Genomic DNA, 18,970 nt, shown 5'->3' with positions numbered 1-18,970 from the left:
CTGAGCGAGATCGTTGTGCTGACCGAGGCCGAGCATCGTGCGCTGCAGCGGCTTGAAGACCGGGAACGGCATCTTCGCCGCGGCGCGACGCTCCAGCGCGAGAACGATCGGGTCGCCGAGATGTTCGTCCTGCGCAAAGGGCTGATGATGAGTTCGGTGCTGCTCGATGACGGCAGCCGCCAGATCCTGCGAATCCACTTTCCCGGCGATCTGCTCGCGGTGTCGAGCCTGATTTACAACGACGCGCCCGAGACGATCACGGCGCTGTCCGATTGTACCGTCGCACCGTTCGAACGTGCGGCGTTGAGCGCGCTGCTGGTCGATCATCCACGCCTCGCCGCGCTGGTGCTGGTCTACAGCCAGATCGAACGGGTGGCGCTGACCGACCGGCTCGCCGCGCTGGGGAGGACGTCAGCCAAGGCGCGAGTCGCCGCGATCCTCATCGAACTGCGCAATCGTATGCGGATGCTCGACAAGAGTATCGGCGAAAGCTTTGTGCTGGGACTGACGCAGGAGGAGATCGGCGACGCCACCGGTCTCACCGCCGTCCACGTCAACCGCATGTTGCGCCAGCTTGAGGAAGAGGGGCTGATCGCGCGCGAGGCGGGGCGTGTGCGTTTCCTCAACGAGCGCGCGCTCGCGCGTTCCGCGAACTTCGTGGATCGCTACGCCGGGCTAGACCTGGGATGGTTGCCGCCGTCGCGAGGATGAACCGGCCGATCGCCGCGTCGTCCGTGTGGCCCAGGCGGCAGCGGTGCGCGGGCAGGCGGCGTCAGGCCAATATAAAGCGACCTCGAATCAGGCTTTTTCCAGCATGCATTGCAGCGGGTGCTGGTTCTGACGGGCGAACTCGGTGACCTGCGCGACCTTGGTTTCCGCCACTTCGTAGCTGAAGATACCGCACACGCCGACGCCCTTCTGGTGGACGTGGAGCATCACCCGCGTCGCCGCTTCCATGTCCATGCGGAAGAAGCGTTGCAGCACGAGCACGACGAATTCCATCGGCGTGTAATCGTCGTTGAGCAGCAGCACGCGGTACGGCGTCGGCTGTTTGGTGCGCGAGCGGGTCCGCGTCGCAATGCCGAGGCCGGTGCCGTCGTCATCGCCGTCGGTATGCTCGGCCATCGTCGGGTTCATATATGTGTCGATCATGGCGAGACGAAAATATGGCATCGCGGGCAGCAAGGGCAAGGGGCGTTCGGCACGGCTCTTGGTTTTTGCGTCACAATGCTCAACACCAGGATGCAAAAAGGGGCCGCCCCATGCGGAGCGACCCCTCTGTTACCGAATCGGTAGACCGATCAGGCGGCGATCTTCGCCTTTTCTGCGGCAAGCGCGACGCGGTTCGACAGCGGCTGCGCGATCTCACCGACCAGCTTCAGCATCGCCTCGGTGTTCTTCGACGATTCGGCGACCATCGAGTCGAACGACTGACGGATGAAATCGCTCTGCATCTTGAACAGCTCGGTCGGCGACTTCACCGAAGCCATGCTCTTCATGATGGCGGTCGTGTTCTCGAACTGCTTGCGCGTGTATTCGGCAGCGTCCTGGCCGAGCGTCTCGAGGCCCTTGGCCGCGATCTTGCCCGATTCGACCATCGCCTCGACGTTGCCCTTGCCGAAGGCGTTCATCTCTTCGAACATCTTGCTGCTCTTTTCCATCGCCGACTTGGCGCGCTCGTTGACGTCGCCGAACATGGCCTGGGTCTTAGTGGTGGCGTCCTGCATCGTGGCTTCCATGGTCTCTTCCTTCTGGACATGCGCCACGGAGAAGACCGGGGCGGTGGGTTGCGGGTTGGTAAAGGCGGGGGCCGTAGCGACCGGTTCGGGCGCTGGCGACGGGGTGCTGACGGGTGCGGGTGCGACCGGCTCAGGAGCCGGCGCGGCAGCGACCGGTTCCGGAGCACTGGTGTGCGGCATCGGCTCGTGCGCAACGTCCAGTACCGCGGCGGCGACGACGGCGGGGGTGATCGCGTCCGGCAGACTCGGTGCCGGCATCTCGCTGGCAGCCGCCACCGGCAGCTTTGCCTTGGGACCGCGCTTGGCCGGGGTGGCGGCGCCGGGAAGGCCCGGCAACACATCCTTGGCGACCGGCTTGCCGCGCATCACGGGCTTTGGTCCATCGCTGGCCATATCACCATCTCCTACGGAATTGCTGCGTCGCAATATAGCGCAGGCGATGACATGCTGCAACAGATTTGTTGCAGTGCAACATAGACCATATCGGAGTGATCACCGGCGGCAATGCAGCCGTTTGGAGGCGGCGCTAGCGTTCCCGAACGTAGCGGCCCGGCGCCTCCTCGATCGCCGCGAGGGCGCCCGCGCCCGGCACCCGTGCACCCGCCGCCGGCACCGTTTCCGGGTCGATCGCGCGAAGCCATGCAGCCCAGTCGGGCCACCAACTGCCCTTAGTCTCGTGCGCGGCGGCGATGAAATCCTCCAGCGTGTCCTTCGGTTCCGTGTTCGTCCAATATTGGTATTTGTTCATACTCGGCGGGTTCACCACCCCGGCGATATGCCCCGATCCGGCCAGCACGAAGCGCACCGGCCCGGCGAGATGGCGGGTCAGTTTCCACACGCTGCCCGCCGGCGCGATATGATCTTCGCGCCCCGCCTGCACATAGGCGGGCGTCTTGACCTGGCTGATGTGGATCGGGGTGCCGTCCACGCTCAAGTCGCCGTCGGTGGCGAGCCGGTTGTCGCGGTACAGATCGGTCAGGTAGCTGATGTGCCACTTGGCGGGCAGGTTGGTGGTGTCGCTGTTCCAATGGAGCAGATCGAACGGCGCATAATCGTTGCCGAGCAGATAATTGTTGGTGACGTAGTTCCAGATCAGGTCGCGCCCGCGCAGCAGGTTGAACGTTGCCGCCATGTACCGCCCGTCGAGATAGCCGTCCGGGGTCAGTTCCTTGAACATCGCCAGTTGCGTATCGTCGACGAAGTGGAGCAGTTCGCCCGCATCCGCGAAATCGACCTGCGCCGTAAAGAACGTCGCGCTCGCCACCATGTCGGCTTCCCCGCGCGCGGTCAGCACCGCCAGCGTCGCGGCAAGCGTGGTGCCCGCCACGCAATAGCCGATCGCGTGGACGTGTTTCGCCGCCAGCGCGGTCTTGGCAACGGTGATCGCGTCGATCTGCGCGGCGACGTAGTCGTCCCACACCACGTCCTTCATGGTCGCGTCGGCGGAGCGCCACGACACCATGAACACGGTGATGCCCTGTTCCACCGCCCAGCGCACGAAGCTCTTCTCCGGCGTCAGATCGAGGATGTAGAAGCGGTTGATCCACGGCGGGAAGATCACCACCGGCGCGGCCAGCACGTCCGGCGTGGTCGGCGCATATTGGATCAGTTCGTACAAGGGCGTGCGATGCACCACCTTCCCCGGCGTCATCGCCAAATTGCGGCCGACCTCGAACGCGCCCGGCGCGACCTGCGTCATCTGCCCCTTGGACATGTCGGCCAGCATGTTCTGCAAGCCCTTGACGAGGTTTTCGCCACGCGTCTCGATGGTCTTTTCGAGCACCTGCGGGTTGGTGGCGGGGAAGTTGCTCGGGCTCATCGCATCGATGAAGGCGCGGGTCGCGAAGCGGAGCTGTTCCTTCTGCTTGTCCTCAAGTCCCTCCACCGAATCGACCGCGCGCAGCATATGGTCGGAAATCAGGAAGTAGCTTTGCCGGATCCAGTCGAACACCGGGTTCTCGCGCCACGCCGAATCGCGGAAGCGGCGATCGGCGGCCTGTTCTGGCTTTTCGGCGGTACGCTGTGCGGCGGGGACAAGCATCTGCTGCCACATCGCCACGCTGTCGCGCCAGAAATCGGTGACGCGCCCGACCGTCGCCGGGTCGGTCACGCCGGGGATCGGCGGCACCGCCGTCTCGACCGGCTTCATCGCGGCTATGCCGTTCTCCAGCAGCAGTTGCTGCATCCGCCCGAACACCAAAGTCCAGCGCTGCATCTCCTCGAGACTGGGCATCGTAGGAATAGCGGCCGAGCTGGTCGGCTTGGTGTCGGTTTCGCTCACGCGGGCACTCCTGCTCGTGCGCGGGTTTTGCTTTACGTCCGCGCCGCTTCGGTTTCTATATGCCCGCGTTCGCACCTTGGCGAACCTTATTGGGGCTGATCCCGTGTCCGACGAATTCTACCGCATGAAGCGCCTGCCGCCCTACGTCATCGCCGAAGTGAACGCGATGCGGGCGCAGGCGCGCGCAGGCGGCGAGGACATTATCGATCTCGGCATGGGCAATCCCGATCTGCCGCCGCCGCCGCACGTCATCGCCAAATTGTGCGAAGTGGCGATGAAGCCCGACGCGCACGGCTATTCGCAGTCCAAGGGCATCCCCGGCCTGCGCCGTGCGCAGGCGAACTATTACGGCCGCCGCTTCGGCGTCGAGGTCGATCCCGAGACGGAGGTGGTCGTCACGATGGGATCGAAGGAGGGGCTCGCCAGCCTCGCCACCGCGATCACCGCGCCGGGCGATGTCGTGCTCGCGCCCAACCCGTCCTACCCGATCCACACGTTCGGCTTTATCCTCGCCGGCGCGACGATCCGCGCAGTGCCGACCACGCCGGACGAGGCGTATTTCGAATCGCTCGACCGCGCGATCGCCTTCACCGTGCCGCGCCCGTCGGTGCTGGTGGTGAACTATCCGTCCAACCCTACTGCCGAAACGGTGGACATCACCTTCTACGAACGGCTGGTGGCGTGGGCGAAGGAGAACAAGGTCTGGATCATCTCCGACCTCGCCTATTCGGAGCTGTATTACGACGGCAAGCCGACCGTCTCGATCCTCCAGGTGCCCGGCGCCAAGGACGTCGCGATCGAGTTCACCTCGCTGTCGAAGACCTATTCGATGGCGGGCTGGCGGATCGGCTTCGCGGTCGGCAATGCCAAGCTGATCGCGGCGATGAGCCGGGTGAAGTCCTACCTCGATTACGGCGCGTTCACGCCGATCCAGGCGGCGGCGTGCGCCGCCTTGAACGGCCCGCAGGATATCGTCGAGGCCAACCGCGTGCTGTACCACAAGCGCCGCGACGTGCTGGTCGAGAGCTTCGCCCGCGCCGGCTGGGATATCCCGGCACCCCCCGCCAGCATGTTCGCCTGGGCGCCGCTGCCGCCCGCGCTTAAGCACCTAGGCAGCCTGGAGTTCTCCAAGCAGCTCCTCACCCACGCCAAGGTCGCGGTCGCGCCCGGCGTCGGCTACGGCGAGAACGGCGAGGGGTTCGTGCGCATTGCCATGGTCGAGAACGAGCAGCGGCTGCGGCAGGCGGCGCGCAACGTGAAGCGCTACCTGCAAAGCATGGGCGTCAACACGCCCGCGCGCACCGGCTGACGCGTCCGGGGGCGGCGATCCGCCGCAACCGCAACGCCGCGTTAAGGCGGCGGCGCTATTGAAGGCGGATGAGCATCCGGGAACAGTCGCGCGCGATGGCGCTGCCCGTCGTTTCGACGATGCTGCTGTATGCTGCGCTCACGGCGGCGGGCGGGCTGCTGACCCGGCTCAATCACGGGATCGCGCTGATCTGGCTGGCGAACGGCCCGTTGCTCGCAATGCTGTGCAAGACGCCGCCAAGGCAATGGCCCGCCTATGTGGTCGCCGCGTGGACGGGCATGTTCGGCGTCGTGTTGGCGGTGTCCGGGTGGCACCCCATCGCGATGCCCTATGCGATGGTCGATGTCGGTGAGGCGGTGATCGCGGCTGCCCTGCTGCGGCGTTGGCGCGTGAACGATACGCTGTTCCGCTCCATTGGCACGATGCCGGTGTTCGTCGCCGCCTGTTTCGTCTCGGTCGCGCTATGTGCGCTGCCGGGCGCGGCGGTGGCAGTGGTCGCGTATCAAGGCAGCCTGTTCTGGCCGGTGTTTGTCGACTGGATCATCGGTCACGGTCTCGGCCTGCTGCTCGGTACGCCGCTTGCGCTGGTGGCGCGGCGCGACGAGGGCGTGTGGGCGGAACTCGCGCGTCCGCGCCACGCCGTTATCGCGGTCGGCGTCGTGTTGCTGGTCGCCGTCACCACGCTTGCGACGTTCTGGCAGGATGCGCTGCCGCTGTTGTTCCTGCCGGTGCTGCCCGTCGTGATCGCCACCTTCGCCTTGCACCGCGCGGGCGCCGCCGTCAGCATCGTGATCGTCGCCGCGATCGGCGGCGTATTGACGGTGCAGGGCCACGGCCCGGTGATGCTGATGCACGGTGACGCCGCCGCGCGGCTGCAATTCTTCCAGTTCTACCTGGCCGCGCTGTTCGTCACCGCGCTGCCGATCGCGGCATTGCTCAAGCAGCGCGAGGCGCTGTCGCAAGCATTGGCCGAGAACGAGGCGCGCTATCGCCTGCTTGCCGATAATGCGACCGACATCATGGTCACGCTCAATCCCGATGGCACCATCCGCTTCATTTCTCCGTCGGTGCGCGAGATCGCGTTGTACGAGCCCGAGGTGCTGATCGGCACCAGCCTGATCGACATCATCTCGCCCGAGGATCGCGACCGGGTCCGCGCCTATTACCACGCCGGTCTCGCCGCGCCGGAGCGAACCGTGGTGCTCGAGTTCCGGGCGGTGAAGGCGGATGGGGTGGCGAGCTGGTTCGAGGCCAACAGCCGCATCGTCATCGATGCCGACGGCCGACCCGCCGCAGTGGTGTGTATCCTGCGCGACCTGGACGGCCGCAAACGCCGCGAGGCGGAACTGGAACACGCCGCCTCGACCGATCCGCTCACCGGCGTGCTCAACCGCACCGCTTTCCGCCTCTGCGTCGAGAAGCGGCTGCGTGCCGATGCGCCGCCCGGCACGCTTGCGCTGATCGATGTCGATCACTTCAAGCGCGTCAATGACGTTTACGGTCATGCCACCGGAGATGCCGCGTTGCTGGTGCTGGCCGATCTGCTGCGCGCCAACCTGCGAACGGACGATGCGGTCGGCCGGATTGGCGGTGAGGAATTCGCGATCCTGTTCGCCGGGCGTGACTGCGGCGCCGCAGTGGCGATCTGCGACCGGCTCCGCGACACGCTCGCCCGCACGGATATTCCAGCGGGCAAGGGTAGTCTGTCGATCACGATGAGCGCGGGCGTGATGCCGCTGCGCCGCGACCTCACCATTGACGCGCTGTTCAGCCGCGCCGATGAGGCGCTGTACCGTGCCAAGGCGCTGGGCCGGAACCGCACCGAGCGCGCCGTCGGATAGCGGTTCGCGGCTGCCCCGTGCACCGCTCAACCGGCGCTGGCTCGGAGATCAGGCCCGCGCGACGATCTCGTGAAGCGCCGCCGCCAGCCCGCGTGTCTCATCCTCGGTGCCGATGGTGATGCGCAGCCCGTTCGCCAGCCCCTGATTGGGCAGCCAGCGCACGATATAGCCGCGCTCCATCAACTGGTGATACGCGACCTCCGCGCTCACCGCGCCGTCGAACAGCACCAGCAGGAAGTTGGCCTCGCTGGGCACGGCGCTAAGCCCGGCCGCACCCAGCTTGGCGATCTCCCCGGCGAGCCACGCGCGCCATTTGCGGTTGTGCTCGCGCGTCCGGTCCATCCAGGCGTCGTCCTGCACCGCCGCGATCGCCGCGGCCTGCCCGGCGATCGTGCAGCAGAACGGCGCACGGATACGGTGCATCGCCGCCACCGCCTCGGCCGAGCCATAGCCCCAGCCGATCCGTTCGGCGGCAAGCCCGTGGATCTTGGAGAAGGTGCGCGTCACGATCACGTTGGGGGCGTGGCGGGCAAGCTCCAGCGCGCCGTCGTCGTCCTCCGCCTCCAGGAATTCGGCATAGGCCTGGTCGATCACCAGCATCACCCGGTTGGGCAGGTTTGCGTGCAGCCGCGCGATTTCGGCGCGCGGCGTGAACGTGCCGGTCGGATTGTTGGGGTTGGCGAGGAAGACGATGCGGGTCTTGTTCGTCATGCAGGCGAGGATCGCGTCGACGTCGGTGGCATAATCCTTGTCGCGTGCGATCACCGGCAGCGCGCCGACACGCCGGGTCGCGATCTCGTACACCGCAAAGCCGTAGCGGACGTGGATGACCTCGTCGCCCTGGCCGGCATAGGCGCCGGCGATCAGATGGAGAATCTCGTCCGATCCGGTGCCGTAGATGATCCGTTCGGGATCGAGATCGTACTTCGCGCCGATCGCGTCGCGCAGGTCGGCGGCGCTGGCATCGGGATAGCGGGCGAGATCGCCGGCATGCGCCTCAAACGCCGCGATCGCCTTCGGGCTGGTGCCGAGTGCGTTCTCGTTGGAGGAGAGTTTGACGACCTTTGCGTCGCCGTCGATCGACGACCGCCCCGGTACGTAGGGGGCGATCGCCATGATCCAGTCTTTGGGTTTCGGTGCCAGCATGACACGTCGCTTAGCCGTCGCCGTGGGGCTGCGCTAGTGTCGTTCGATCGCTCGATCACCTTCGTTTCGCCGCACCTGAACGGCGCGGCGAAACCGCCTCAGCGCTGCGGGCGCTTGTTGGTACGCAGCGTGGGGCGGGGCGACGCGTGGCGCACCGGTGCCGGCCCATTGTTCGATCGGCGCGGGCCGCCGCGCGGCGCCTCCTGCGGCGCGCCGGCAAGCTGCTCGAACTGCACGTTGCCCTCGGCCTCTTCACCCGCGGTGCGCTTGACGGAGGCGATGAACTTGGCGGCAAGGCCGCGCGGGATTTGGAACGCGGTTTCGTTCGGGGCGATGCGGATCGCGCCCACTTCGTTCTTGGTGATGTGCCCGCGACGGCAGATCAGCGGCAGGATCCAGCGCGGATCGGCGTTCTGGCGACGGCCGATGTCCATGCGGAACCATACCACGTCGTCGAAACCTTCGCGGTGATGTTCCTTGCCGGGCGTACGCTCGGCCGGGCCTTCCGCCAGCATCTCCTCGGGCGCGGGCATGCGCGCGCGGTAGCTGCGCACCAGCGCGGCGGCGATGTCCTCGGGTGACTTCTGTTCGAGCAGCTTGGCGGCGAGCTCGCGGTCATGCTCGTCGACCTCGACCGGCTCGAGCAACTGCGTCATCAGCCGCTCGCGATCGGCCTTGCGGATATCGTCGACGCTCGGCACCGGCAGCCATTCGACCGCGATGCGCGCGCCGCGCAGCATCATCTCGACGCGGCGCTTGCGCTGGTACGGCACGATCAGGACGGCGGTGCCCTTCTTGCCGGCGCGGCCGGTGCGGCCGGAGCGGTGCTGAAGCGTCTCGGCATCACGCGGCAGTTCGACATGCACGACGAGCGTGACGGTCGGCAGATCGATGCCGCGCGCCGCCACGTCGGTGGCGACGCAGACACGCGCACGCTGGTCGCGCAGCGCCTGCAATGCCGCGTTGCGCTCGTTCTGGCTATGCTCGCCCGACAGCGCCACTGCGGAGAAACCGCGCTCGATCAGCCCGGCGTGGAGGTGGCGCACATTATCGCGCGTCGCGCAGAACAGAATCGCCGTCTCGGCCTCATGCAGACGCAGCAGATTGACGACTGCGTTCTCGATGTCGGCCGGCGCGACCGTGACCGCCTGATAGCTGATGTCGCCGTGCCCGCGATCCTCGCCGACCGTGGTGATGCGCAAGGCATCCTTCTGGTAGCGCTTGGCAAGCGCGACGATCGACTTCGGCATCGTCGCCGAGAACATCAACGTGCGGCGGCCGTCCGGCGTCGCGTCGAGGATCTGCTCGAGATCCTCGCGGAAGCCCATGTCGAGCATCTCATCGGCCTCGTCGAGGATCGCCGCTTGCAACTGCGACAGATCGAGCGCGCCGCGTTCGATATGGTCGCGCAACCGCCCCGGCGTGCCGACGACGATATGCGCGCCGTGGCTGAGCGAGCGGCGCTCGCGAGAGGCGTCCATGCCGCCGACGCAGGTCGAGATGCGCGCGCCGGCCTTACCATACAGCCATTCGAGTTCGCGGCTGACCTGCAGTGCCAGTTCGCGAGTCGGTGCGATGGCTAGCGCGAGCGGCGCGCGCGCCGGCGGCAGCGTGCCGTCCTCGCCAAGCAGTTGCGGCGCGATGGCGAGGCCGAACGCGACGGTCTTGCCGGAGCCGGTCTGCGCGGACACGATCAGGTCGCGGCCCTCGGCCTCGGGGGCGATGACGGCGGCCTGGACGGGGGTCGGCGCGGCATAACCACGCGCGGTGAGCGCTTCGCCAAGAAGCGCGGGAAGATGAGTAAAGGGCATGATTTTCCGAATGCTGGACGCGCCTGTCGCGCGATTGAGCGCGCTTCCATAGCAGACAAACCGCCGGAAAGCACGCCCTTACCGAATCGTGCCTCGGGCGCTATCCGCGAAGACGCCTGCAAATGCGCCTTCGCCTAGCCTGCTCGACAGCGTTACGCGCCGGCGATCGCCATGCCCGCCGCCCAGCCGCTCGCCCACGCCCACTGGAAATTGTACCCGCCAAGCCACCCGGTCACGTCCACCGCCTCGCCGATCGCATACAGGCCCGGCACCTTGCGCGCCGCCATCGTCTTGGAGGACAGGTCTGCGGTGGAAATGCCCCCCGCCGTCACTTCGGCCTTGGCGAATCCTTCCGTCCCGTTCGGCGCGAACCGCCAGTCCGCCAGCCGCCGCTCGGCCGCGGCCACGCGCTTGTCGGTGAAGGTGCCGAGCTCGCCGTCGAGATCGAGCCGGTCGGCCAGCGTCACTGCCAGCCGCGCGGGCAGATGCCGGTCGAGCACATGCTCCAACGTCGCGCGCGGCCGCGCGTGCTTGGCAGCGACCAGCCAGCCGTCCGCCAGCGCGGGCAGGAAATCGATGCCGACGCTCTCACCATGCCGCCAATAGGAGGAAATCTGGAGGATCGCCGGCCCGGACAGCCCCTTGTGCGTGAACAGCGCCGCCTCGCGAAAGCCGGTCTTGCCGGTTTTCGCGGTCACTTCGGTCGCCACGCCCGACAGCGAGCGGAACAACGTCTCCTCGCCGCCCAGCGTCAGCGGCACCAGCGCCGGGCGCGGCTCGACCACCTTGAGCCCGAACCGCCGCGCCAGATCGTACGCGAAGCCGGTCGCCCCCATCTGCGGGATGGACGGGCCGCCGGTCGCGATCACCAGCGCGGGCGCGGTCGCGGTGCGGGTGCCGACGGTGATGCGGTAGCCGCCGTCCGCGTGCCCGATGTCGCCGATCGCCTCGCCAAGCCACAGCGTAGCCTGCGCCTTGTCGCACTCGGCCTGCAACATCGCGACGATCTGTTTGGCGGAGCCATCGCAGAACAACTGCCCGAGCGTCTTCTCGTGCCAGGCGATGCCATAAGCCTCCACCAGCGCGAGGAAGTCGGCCGGTGTGTAGCGCCCCAGCGCCGACTTCGCATAATGCGGATTGGCCGACAGGAACCGGTCCGGAACGGTATCGCGGTTGGTGAAGTTGCACCGCCCGCCACCTGAGATCAGGATCTTCTTGCCGACCTGATCGGCATGGTCGATCAGCAGTACGCGGGCCCCACGCTGGCCCGCGGTTGCCGCGCACAACAGCCCCGCCGCGCCCGCGCCGAGGATGATCGCATCAAAAGGTGTCGTCGTCATCGCAGCGCCCCTAGCCGCAAAAGTCGCCCGCAGGAATGGCGCGTCAGGTCATCGGCAGCGTGACGGGAGGTGGAGACGAAGTGTCCGGCGGCTGGTCCCCGATGCTGATGATCGTCGTGAACAGGAATGCGCCGATCAGCCCCACCCGCAGCAGCCGCAATGCCAGATATTCCCGGTTGCCACGCACGCCGCCGATCTGCGCCGCCGCGACCACGACGCTCCCGGCGATCAGCGTGAGCGTGGCGGCGTAGAATAGCCGCGTATCTTCGCCGGCCACGGAGAAGCAGGCGCAGCCATACGCCATGCCTGCGATCGCCAGCACCAGCGGTACGGCGAACCCTGCCCGCCAATGCGGCAGGCGCGCCAGCAGGTCGGCGATCGGGGCCAGTGGTGCCGCCATCAGCGTCGCGCCCAGCGCCAGCATGAGCGCGAGGGCGCCGCGGTGCACCGGATGCAGCAACGTCGCCGCCGCACCACCGAACAGCGCGCACAGCAGGATCGGCAGCCAGCTCGTGCGCAGGCGAGCGATCCGCTCGGCACGCAATGCCTGCCCGGCGGCAATCGCCATCCACCCCCACGCCAGCGCGCTCGCAACGGTCAGCACCAGCAGCGCGAGCGGCGACGCCGGTAGCAGCATCGCGCCAAGCAACACCGTCGCCAGTGCGCCGATCCAGCCTTGGGTCAGCCAAACGGGCTGGTCCCGCCGCAGGAAGCGCGCCCGCGCGACGCGCGCCGCGAACGGCGCGACGGGGCTGAGCAGGATGACGGCAAAGGTACCCCAGCGCGCGACCGGTCCGTCGCCGGGCCAAGGCAAGCCAAGAGCATCGGACAGGAAGATCGAAAGCAGCGCGATCAGCGGGATTGCGGCCGCCATGCTGCGCGTCCAGTGCGGCCGATCGAGCAAAGCGCGCCAGCGCGCGACCGATGCGGCCTGAAACGAGTAGGACAGTCCCGGCGCGACCGGACCGTCGATCCCGAGCAACGTCGCGACGCCGGCCTCCACCCCCGGCCGTAGCGCCGCGATCCGCCACCGCCAATAGGGGCCGGGCGGGCGTGTCAGGCTGCGCCACGCCCGGCGCAGGGGATGACCGGCGCGCTGGAACGTCTCGATCACGCGCCATTCGTCGAGACGCGCCAGCACAGCGGCGACCGCTGGGGAGACCGCGCCCGGCCGCGCGGCGACCCAGCCGAACGCCCGCGCCGCCTCGAACAGGATCGTGTCGCTGCGCGGGATCGTCGCGGCGAGCATCCCCGCGATCACCTGTTCGACATCGGCGTAGAGCGCGATCTCGCCGAGCACCGGCTGCGCGAGGATCGCCGCCAGCGTCTCGTGCAGGCTCGCCTCGTCCGCGTTCCACGGGCCGTGCAGCGCCTGAGCCAGCGTGCCGAGCAGATCGTTCAGCCGCGTGATCTCGGCGTCGCGCTCGGTGCGTAGGTCGGCAAGCTCGGGCGCGACATCGTCGACGGCCTCGCTTCGAAACCGCGGTGCCGCGGGCGTGGCGAGGGGCAAAGGCTCGGCATCTTCGATCAGCTCGGCAAGCGCGGCCTCGCTGAGCACGATCTGCACCGCGGCTTCGGGCGCATCCCGGTCGGCGTCGTCCCACGCGGCGGCGTTGTCGGCATAGGCGAGCGCCAACTCATAGGCGGCGCGCAGTTGCTTGAACCCCTCGGCATCGTCCTCCGGGTTGGTGACGCGCAGCGCCTTGGCATAGGCGCGCCGGATCACCGCGCGATCGGTGGTCGCCGCGATGCCGAGCGTCGCCCAGACGTTCACAGGAAGCGCTCACCCTCGATTCCGTCGAGCGCGGCATGGAACGCGTCGCGCGCCTGCTCCGCCGCGCGCGGGTCCTGCGCATCCAGCGTGTGCTGGAACACCGCGATGAGATGGTCGATGCGTGCGCGATCCTCACCCAGGAAGTTCTCGTAACATTTCTCGCCGCGCGCCAGTGCCGCGCGGTTCAGTTCCTCGTCGCGGGGATGTGTCTTCAGGCCGGCGAGCAGCGCGCGCCGTTCGGCGATCTTCGCATCGTCGCCGACATGATCGTCGTTGATGACGAGGCTGGTGCGCTCGCCGGTCTGCTCGACTACGATATCGACCTCGAGCAAGCCGCTGACATCGTAGGAGAAGCGCACGTCCATCCGCTGCCCGGCTGGGCCGCGCGGCACCTTCACGCGGGTCTTGCCGATCTCGACATTGTCGCGCACCAGCCGCGCCTCGCCCTGGTAGATGCCGAACACCACTTCAGTCTGGTTGTCGTTGAGCGTCTGGAAGCTGTGCACACGGCTTGCCGGGATGACGGTGTTGCGCTCCAGCACCGGCGCGAAGATGCCCTCCTCATAGCCGCCGCCCGGCTGTGCGCGGCTGACGTTCACGCCCAGCGAATAGGGACATACGTCGGTGACGACGACTTCCTTCAGCGCCGCGTCGCGCGCCTTCAGCCCGGCCTGCACCGCCGCGCCGAGCGCGACCGCCTCGTCCGGGTTGATCGTCGCGTTTGGGAAGCGCCCGAACATCCGCGCGACGGCGCGGCGCACCAGCGGCATCCGCGTACCGCCGCCGATCAGGATGATCTCGGACAGCGCATCGGGCCTGAGGCTGCTGTCGCGAAGCGCGCGCAGCACCGGGTCGCGCAACCGCTCGATCAGCCCGCTCGCCTGCGCCTCGAAAGTAGCGGCCTCGACTTCCATCTCGTAAACACGGTCCTGCCACACCACGCGCAGCGTCGCGGCGGGGGCGCTCGACAGGTCGCGCCGCGTCCGCTCGGCCGCCTCGCGCAGCCGCTGGTAGAGGCGGTCGTCGCGTGCCGCCGTACCCCATTCGGCGGCAAAGCGATCGCGCATCAGGCCGATCAGCACCTCGTTGAAATCCTCGCCGCCCAGCTGGTTATCGCCGGTCGAGGCGCGCACCTCGATGATGCCCTCGAAAATCTCGACGATCGACACGTCGAACGTTCCGCCGCCAAGATCGAACACGAAGAACCGCGCCTCCGCCTCCAGATTGTGGATGCCGTAAGCCAGCGCGGCGGCGGTCGGTTCGTTGATGAGCCGCTCCACCCGCAAGCCAGCGAGTTCGCCCGCGCGGTGCGTCGCCTTGCGTTGCTGGTCGTTGAAATAGGCCGGCACGGTGATGACCGCCTCGGTCACGGGCGCGCCCAGGTACGCCTCGGCATCTTCCTTCAGGCTGCGCAGCACCAGCGCTGAAAGCTCCTCCGCACTGTAGTCGCGCCCGCCAAGTTTGGTCGTCCGCCTAGTTCCCATATACCGTTTGAACGCGGTGGCGGTGGCGTCCGGGTGGCTCGCCTGCCGGTCGCGCGCGGCGACGCCGACCAGCACCGCGCCGCCCGCATCGATGCTGACGGCGGAGGGGGTGAGCGTCTGGCCGAGCCGGTTGGGGATCAGCGTCGCCGCGCCGTCCTTCCACACCGCGCAGGCGCTGTTGGTGGTGCCGAGGTCGATGCCGATAATCATGCGCGTGGGGTCCGTACCTTGGGTTGCGCGTCCCGCTTACCCGCGCGGGCGGTGTGGGTGAAGCCGTCGTGGTTCACACCGACCCGCCACCGTGATAGCACCGCGACCGTTATGACCGAGCAAATCGCCCTACCGAAAGCCCTTGTCGCGGATCTCGGCGCGCGCGCGCGCGCCGCCGCCGCCGCGCTCGCCGCCGTGCCGAGCACGGCAAAGCAGGATGCGTTGCGGCACATCGCCGCTTTGTTGCGCGCCGCCGCGCCTGAGATCGAGGCCGCCAATACGCTCGACATGACGCGCGCGACCGCAGCGGGCCTGTCGAACGCGCTGCTCGACCGGCTGCGGCTCGACGCAAAGCGCATCGCCGGCATGGCGGACGGCGTCGCGGCGGTGGCGGACCTTACCGACCCGGTCGGCGGCGTGATCGACACGGCCGAGCGGCCCAACGGTCTTGTCCTGTCGCGGGTGCGCGTGCCGATCGGCGTGATCGGTATCATCTACGAAAGCCGCCCCAACGTCACCGCCGATGCCGCCGCCTTGTGCATCGCATCGGGTAATGCCGTCATCCTGCGCGGCGGATCGGAAGCGATCGAGAGCAACCGCGCGATCCACGCGATCTTCGCGCGCGGTCTCGCGGAAAGCGGCCTCCCCGCCGATGCGGCGCAACTCGTCCCCGTCACCGACCGCGCCGTGGTCGGCGCGATGCTCACCGCCGAGGGGCTGATCGACATGATCGTGCCGCGCGGCGGCAAGAGCCTCGTCGCGCGCGTGCAGGCCGAGGCGCGGGTGCCGGTGCTCGCACATCTCGACGGCATCAACCACATCTTCGTCCACGCCGCCGCCGATCAGGCGATGGCGGAGCGGATCGTCGTCAACGCCAAGATGCGCCGCACCGGCGTGTGCGGCGCGATGGAGACGCTGCTGATCGACCGCGCTTATCCGCACATCGCATCGCTGGTGGCGGCGCTCCGCGCGACCGGCTGCGAGGTACGCGGTGGCCCCGGCCTGCGCGCGATCGTCCCCGGTCTGGTGCCGACCACCGATGCCGACTGGGACACCGAATATCTCGACGCGATCGCCTCGGCCGGGCTGGTCGACGGCATCGACGGCGCGCTGATCCACATCGCCCACCACAGCTCGCACCACACCGACGCGATCGTGACCGAGGATGCCGCCGTCGCCGAACGATTCCTCCGCAGCGTCGACAGTGCGATCGTGCTGTGGAACGCCTCCACCCAGTTCGCCGATGGCGGCGAGTTCGGTCTGGGCGCGGAAATCGGCATCGCCACCGGCCGGCTGCACGCACGTGGCCCGGTCGCTCTGGAGGGGCTGACCACCTATAAATGGATCGGGCGCGGCACCGGGCAGGTACGGCCGTAACTGCCAAGAAACCACCGCGAAGCCATTGCCGCACCGCGCCTGCGTGAACATATCCCGTCCGGGCCGGGCTGACTTCGATCGGGACGACAAACATCATGCGCTACAACCCACTCGGCCGCACCGGCCTGTACGTGTCCGAACTGTGCCTCGGCACGATGACCTTCGGCGGCGAGGGCTTCTTCGCCTATATGGGCCAGGTCGGGCAGGACGAGGCGGACGGGCTGCTCAAGGCAGCGGTCGATGCCGGCGTCAACTTCATCGATACCGCCAACGTCTATTCGCAAGGCCTGTCCGAACAGATCACCGGTCAGGCGATCAAGAACGTCGGGCTGAACCGTGCCGACGTCGTGGTCGCCACCAAGGTGCTCGGGCCGATGGGCGACGGCCTCAACAGCCGCGGCGCGTCGCGCGTCCACATCATCGACCAGTGCAAGGCGAGCCTCAAGCGGCTCGGTACTGATTACATCGATCTTTACCAGATCCACGGTTTCGACAGCGCGACGCCGATCGAGGAGACGCTGCGCGCGCTCGATATCCTCGTCCAGCACGGCCATGTCCGCTATGTCGGCGTGTCGAACTGGGCGGCGTGGCAGATCGCCAAGGCGGTCGGCATCACCGAGCGGCTCAACCTCGCGCGGCCGCAGTCGGTACAGTCCTATTACACGGTAGCCGGCCGCGACATCGAGCGCGAGATCGTGCCGATGCTGCAATCGGAAGGGCTGGGGCTGATGGTGTGGAGCCCGCTCGCCGGTGGCTATCTGTCGGGCAAGTATCGTGACGAGGGTGCCGAAGGCCGCCGCGCCACCCGCCAGTTCCCGCCGGTCGACGAGGCGCGCGGCAACGCGGTGCTCGACGCGATGGCGCCGATCGCTGAGAAGCACGGCGTGTCGGTGGCGCGGATCGCGTTGGCGTGGCTGCTCCATCAGCCGGTGGTGACCAGCGTCATCGTTGGTGCCAAGCGCCGCGAGCAGCTCGACGACAATCTCGCCGCCGCGCAGATCGTGCTGTCGGCGGACGATCTCGCCACGCTCGATGCGGTCAGCAAATTGCCCGGCGAATATCCCGGCTGGATGCTGGAGTTGCAGGGCGGCTACCGCGACAATGTGCTGAAACAGCCGGCGCGGGGCAGCTAAACACGCATGACGGCGACCCGCATCGGCGTTCTCGGCGGGTCGTTCAACCCGGCGCACAGCGGCCACCGCGCAATCAGCCTTGCCGCGCTCGATGCGCTCGGGCTGGACGAAGTGTGGTGGCTGGTGTCGCCGGGTAACCCGTTGAAGGCGGCGCGCGGCGACATGGCGCCGCTCGCCGCACGGCTCGCCTCCGCGCGGATGATGGCGCGGCACACGCCGATCCGGGTGAGCGATCTGGAGGTGCGGCTGGGTACGCGCTACACCGTCGACACCATCGCGAAACTTACCCGGCGCTACCCGAAAAAGCACTTCATCTGGCTGATGGGTGCGGACAATCTCGCCCAGTTCGACCAGTGGCGCGGGTGGCGGCGGATCGCGCGCGAGGTTCCGATTGCGGTTATCGCCAGACCGGGCTATGAGCATGATGCTCGCGCGGCCCCCGCGATGGGTTGGCTGCGGCGCTCGATCCGGCCCGCACGCCAGGCAAAACGCTGGACGAAGTGGAGATTGCCGGCACTCGTGCTGTTGCGCTTCCGTCTCGACCCGACCTCGGCGACCCGGCTGCGTGCAGCCGATCCCGCCTGGCAGCTTCGTTTCGCCGAATCACCCGGGAATCCCCCGATCCTCAACGTATCATAGGAACCAACTTGGCTTCAGCTTCCCCATCGTATCGCGCGTCCGAACCCGAGGAGGTCGCGGCACTGCACGCGCTCGTCATGACGTCGCTCGACGACGATCAGGCGGTCGAGACGATCTCGATCCCGCTCGCCGGCAAATCGACCATCGCCGATTACATGGTGATCGCGAGCGGCCGCTCGACCCGGCAGGTCGCGTCGATGGCGCAGAAGCTGGTCGAGAAGATCAAGGCCGAACTCGGTCGCATCGCGCGGATCGAGGGTCTGCCGACCGCCGACTGGGTGTTGATCGACGCGGGCGACGTGATCGTCCACCTGTTCCGTCCGGAAGTGCGCAGCTTCTACAATCTGGAGCGGATGTGGGCGTTCGGCGATGCGCCGACCCCGCCGCCCGTACCGGGTGCGACGCCCGAGGCGCCGGAGGCCTGAAGGCTTCGGCGCATTCCTCCCGTTAGCGTCGCTTCCCCGGCCTGCGCCGGGGAAGAATAGAGGCCAAAATGCTGCTCCACATCGTCGCACGCGGGCGGATCGGGCGTGGGCCCGAGGCGGAGCTGGTCGAGCGCTATGCCAAGCGGCTCGCCTGGCCGTTCCGCATGACCGAACTCCCCGACACCGGCGGCAAGATGCCGGCGGTCGATCCGGGCACTCGCATCGTCATGCTCGATGAAACCGGCGAGATGCTCGGCTCGCGTGATTTCGCCGGCCGGCTGGAGAAGTGGCGCGACGGCGGCGTGCGTGAAACGCGCTTCCTGATCGGCGCGGCGGACGGTTTCGACGATGCGCAGCGTAGGGCTGCCGACCTGTTGCTGTCGTTCGGCCGCGCGACGTGGCCGCATCTGCTTGCCCGCGCGATGCTTGCCGAACAATTGTGGCGCGCGACGAGCATTCTT

At 67.8% G+C, this 18,970-nt stretch carries 16 protein-coding genes; 8 read left to right on the top strand and 8 right to left on the bottom strand.

Annotated elements, in window-relative coordinates:
- Positions 1-9: 9 nt before the first annotated feature.
- On the top strand, positions 10-711 hold the full coding sequence (locus tag OXR00_RS13685; RefSeq protein WP_267388971.1) for a Crp/Fnr family transcriptional regulator: 702 nt from the start codon (positions 10-12) through the stop codon (positions 709-711).
- A gap of 87 nt (positions 712-798) precedes the next feature.
- Here OXR00_RS13685 and clpS read toward each other — a convergent pair whose 3' ends face one another.
- The 3 genes from clpS to phaC all read right to left on the bottom strand — a co-directional run bounded on the left by clpS (position 799) and on the right by phaC (position 3,972).
- Positions 799-1,125, bottom strand: coding sequence for an ATP-dependent Clp protease adapter ClpS (gene clpS / locus OXR00_RS13680; RefSeq protein WP_242148293.1), 327 nt, complete (start codon positions 1,123-1,125; stop codon positions 799-801).
- 176 nt (positions 1,126-1,301) lie between these two features.
- Entirely contained in the window at positions 1,302-2,132 is an 831-nt protein-coding gene (locus OXR00_RS13675; RefSeq protein ID WP_267388821.1) for a phasin family protein, read from the bottom strand.
- 133 nt (positions 2,133-2,265) lie between these two features.
- Positions 2,266-3,972 carry a class I poly(R)-hydroxyalkanoic acid synthase gene (gene phaC, locus OXR00_RS13670; protein WP_267388968.1) on the bottom strand — a complete coding sequence of 569 codons (1,707 nt, stop codon included), beginning with the start codon at positions 3,970-3,972 and terminating at the stop codon, positions 2,266-2,268.
- A 151-nt stretch (positions 3,973-4,123) separates the two neighbouring features.
- Between phaC and OXR00_RS13665 the strand changes: the two genes are divergently transcribed.
- On the top strand, positions 4,124-5,329 hold the full coding sequence (locus OXR00_RS13665; RefSeq protein ID WP_267388820.1) for an LL-diaminopimelate aminotransferase: 1,206 nt from the start codon (positions 4,124-4,126) through the stop codon (positions 5,327-5,329).
- A 68-nt stretch (positions 5,330-5,397) separates the two neighbouring features.
- A complete protein-coding gene (locus tag OXR00_RS13660) occupies positions 5,398-7,170 on the top strand; it encodes a diguanylate cyclase (RefSeq protein ID WP_267388819.1) in 1,773 nt (590 codons plus the stop codon).
- A 48-nt stretch (positions 7,171-7,218) separates the two neighbouring features.
- On the opposite strand, the gene hisC is transcribed toward OXR00_RS13660, so the two are convergent.
- The 5 genes from hisC to OXR00_RS13635 form a co-directional block, all read right to left on the bottom strand.
- The gene (gene hisC, locus OXR00_RS13655; protein ID WP_242147959.1) at positions 7,219-8,316 is read right to left on the bottom strand and encodes a histidinol-phosphate transaminase; all 1,098 of its coding nucleotides are present in this window, start codon (positions 8,314-8,316) and stop codon (positions 7,219-7,221) included.
- 98 nt (positions 8,317-8,414) lie between these two features.
- A complete protein-coding gene (locus tag OXR00_RS13650) occupies positions 8,415-10,127 on the bottom strand; it encodes a DEAD/DEAH box helicase (protein WP_267388818.1) in 1,713 nt (570 codons plus the stop codon).
- A 152-nt stretch (positions 10,128-10,279) separates the two neighbouring features.
- Entirely contained in the window at positions 10,280-11,467 is a 1,188-nt protein-coding gene (locus OXR00_RS13645; protein WP_267388817.1) for an NAD(P)/FAD-dependent oxidoreductase, read from the bottom strand.
- Positions 11,468-11,510: 43 nt separating this feature from the next.
- Positions 11,511-13,241, bottom strand: a complete 1,731-nt coding sequence (locus OXR00_RS13640) for a hypothetical protein (protein ID WP_267388816.1) — start codon at positions 13,239-13,241, stop codon at positions 11,511-11,513.
- A complete protein-coding gene (locus tag OXR00_RS13635; RefSeq protein ID WP_267388815.1) occupies positions 13,238-14,935 on the bottom strand; it encodes a molecular chaperone HscC in 1,698 nt (565 codons plus the stop codon). Before OXR00_RS13635 ends, OXR00_RS13640 begins: the two co-directional genes overlap by 4 nt.
- Before the next feature lie 111 nt (positions 14,936-15,046).
- Between OXR00_RS13635 and OXR00_RS13630 the strand changes: the two genes are divergently transcribed.
- From OXR00_RS13630 to OXR00_RS13610, 5 genes are all read left to right on the top strand, one after another.
- Positions 15,047-16,312: a glutamate-5-semialdehyde dehydrogenase gene (locus OXR00_RS13630; protein WP_267388814.1), complete on the top strand. Its 1,266-nt coding sequence runs from the start codon at positions 15,047-15,049 to the stop codon at positions 16,310-16,312.
- 95 nt (positions 16,313-16,407) lie between these two features.
- Entirely contained in the window at positions 16,408-17,445 is a 1,038-nt protein-coding gene (locus OXR00_RS13625; RefSeq protein ID WP_267388813.1) for an aldo/keto reductase, read from the top strand.
- Positions 17,446-17,451: 6 nt separating this feature from the next.
- A complete protein-coding gene (locus OXR00_RS13620) occupies positions 17,452-18,084 on the top strand; it encodes a nicotinate-nucleotide adenylyltransferase (RefSeq protein WP_267388812.1) in 633 nt (210 codons plus the stop codon).
- A gap of 77 nt (positions 18,085-18,161) precedes the next feature.
- Positions 18,162-18,509 (top strand): ribosome silencing factor, encoded by a 348-nt coding sequence (rsfS, locus tag OXR00_RS13615; RefSeq protein WP_267388967.1) that lies wholly within the window; start codon positions 18,162-18,164, stop codon positions 18,507-18,509.
- Between the two features lie 68 nt (positions 18,510-18,577).
- Positions 18,578-18,970 (top strand): 23S rRNA (pseudouridine(1915)-N(3))-methyltransferase RlmH (locus OXR00_RS13610; RefSeq protein WP_267388811.1); only part of this gene is annotated, 393 nt, incomplete at its 3' end.

The organism is Sphingomonas sp. GC_Shp_3 (assembly GCF_026540945.1).
Classification (GTDB): Bacteria; Pseudomonadota; Alphaproteobacteria; order Sphingomonadales; family Sphingomonadaceae; genus Sphingomonas.
Note: the sequence above shows the minus strand (reverse complement) of the source record. Positions and strands in the feature narration are given on the sequence as shown.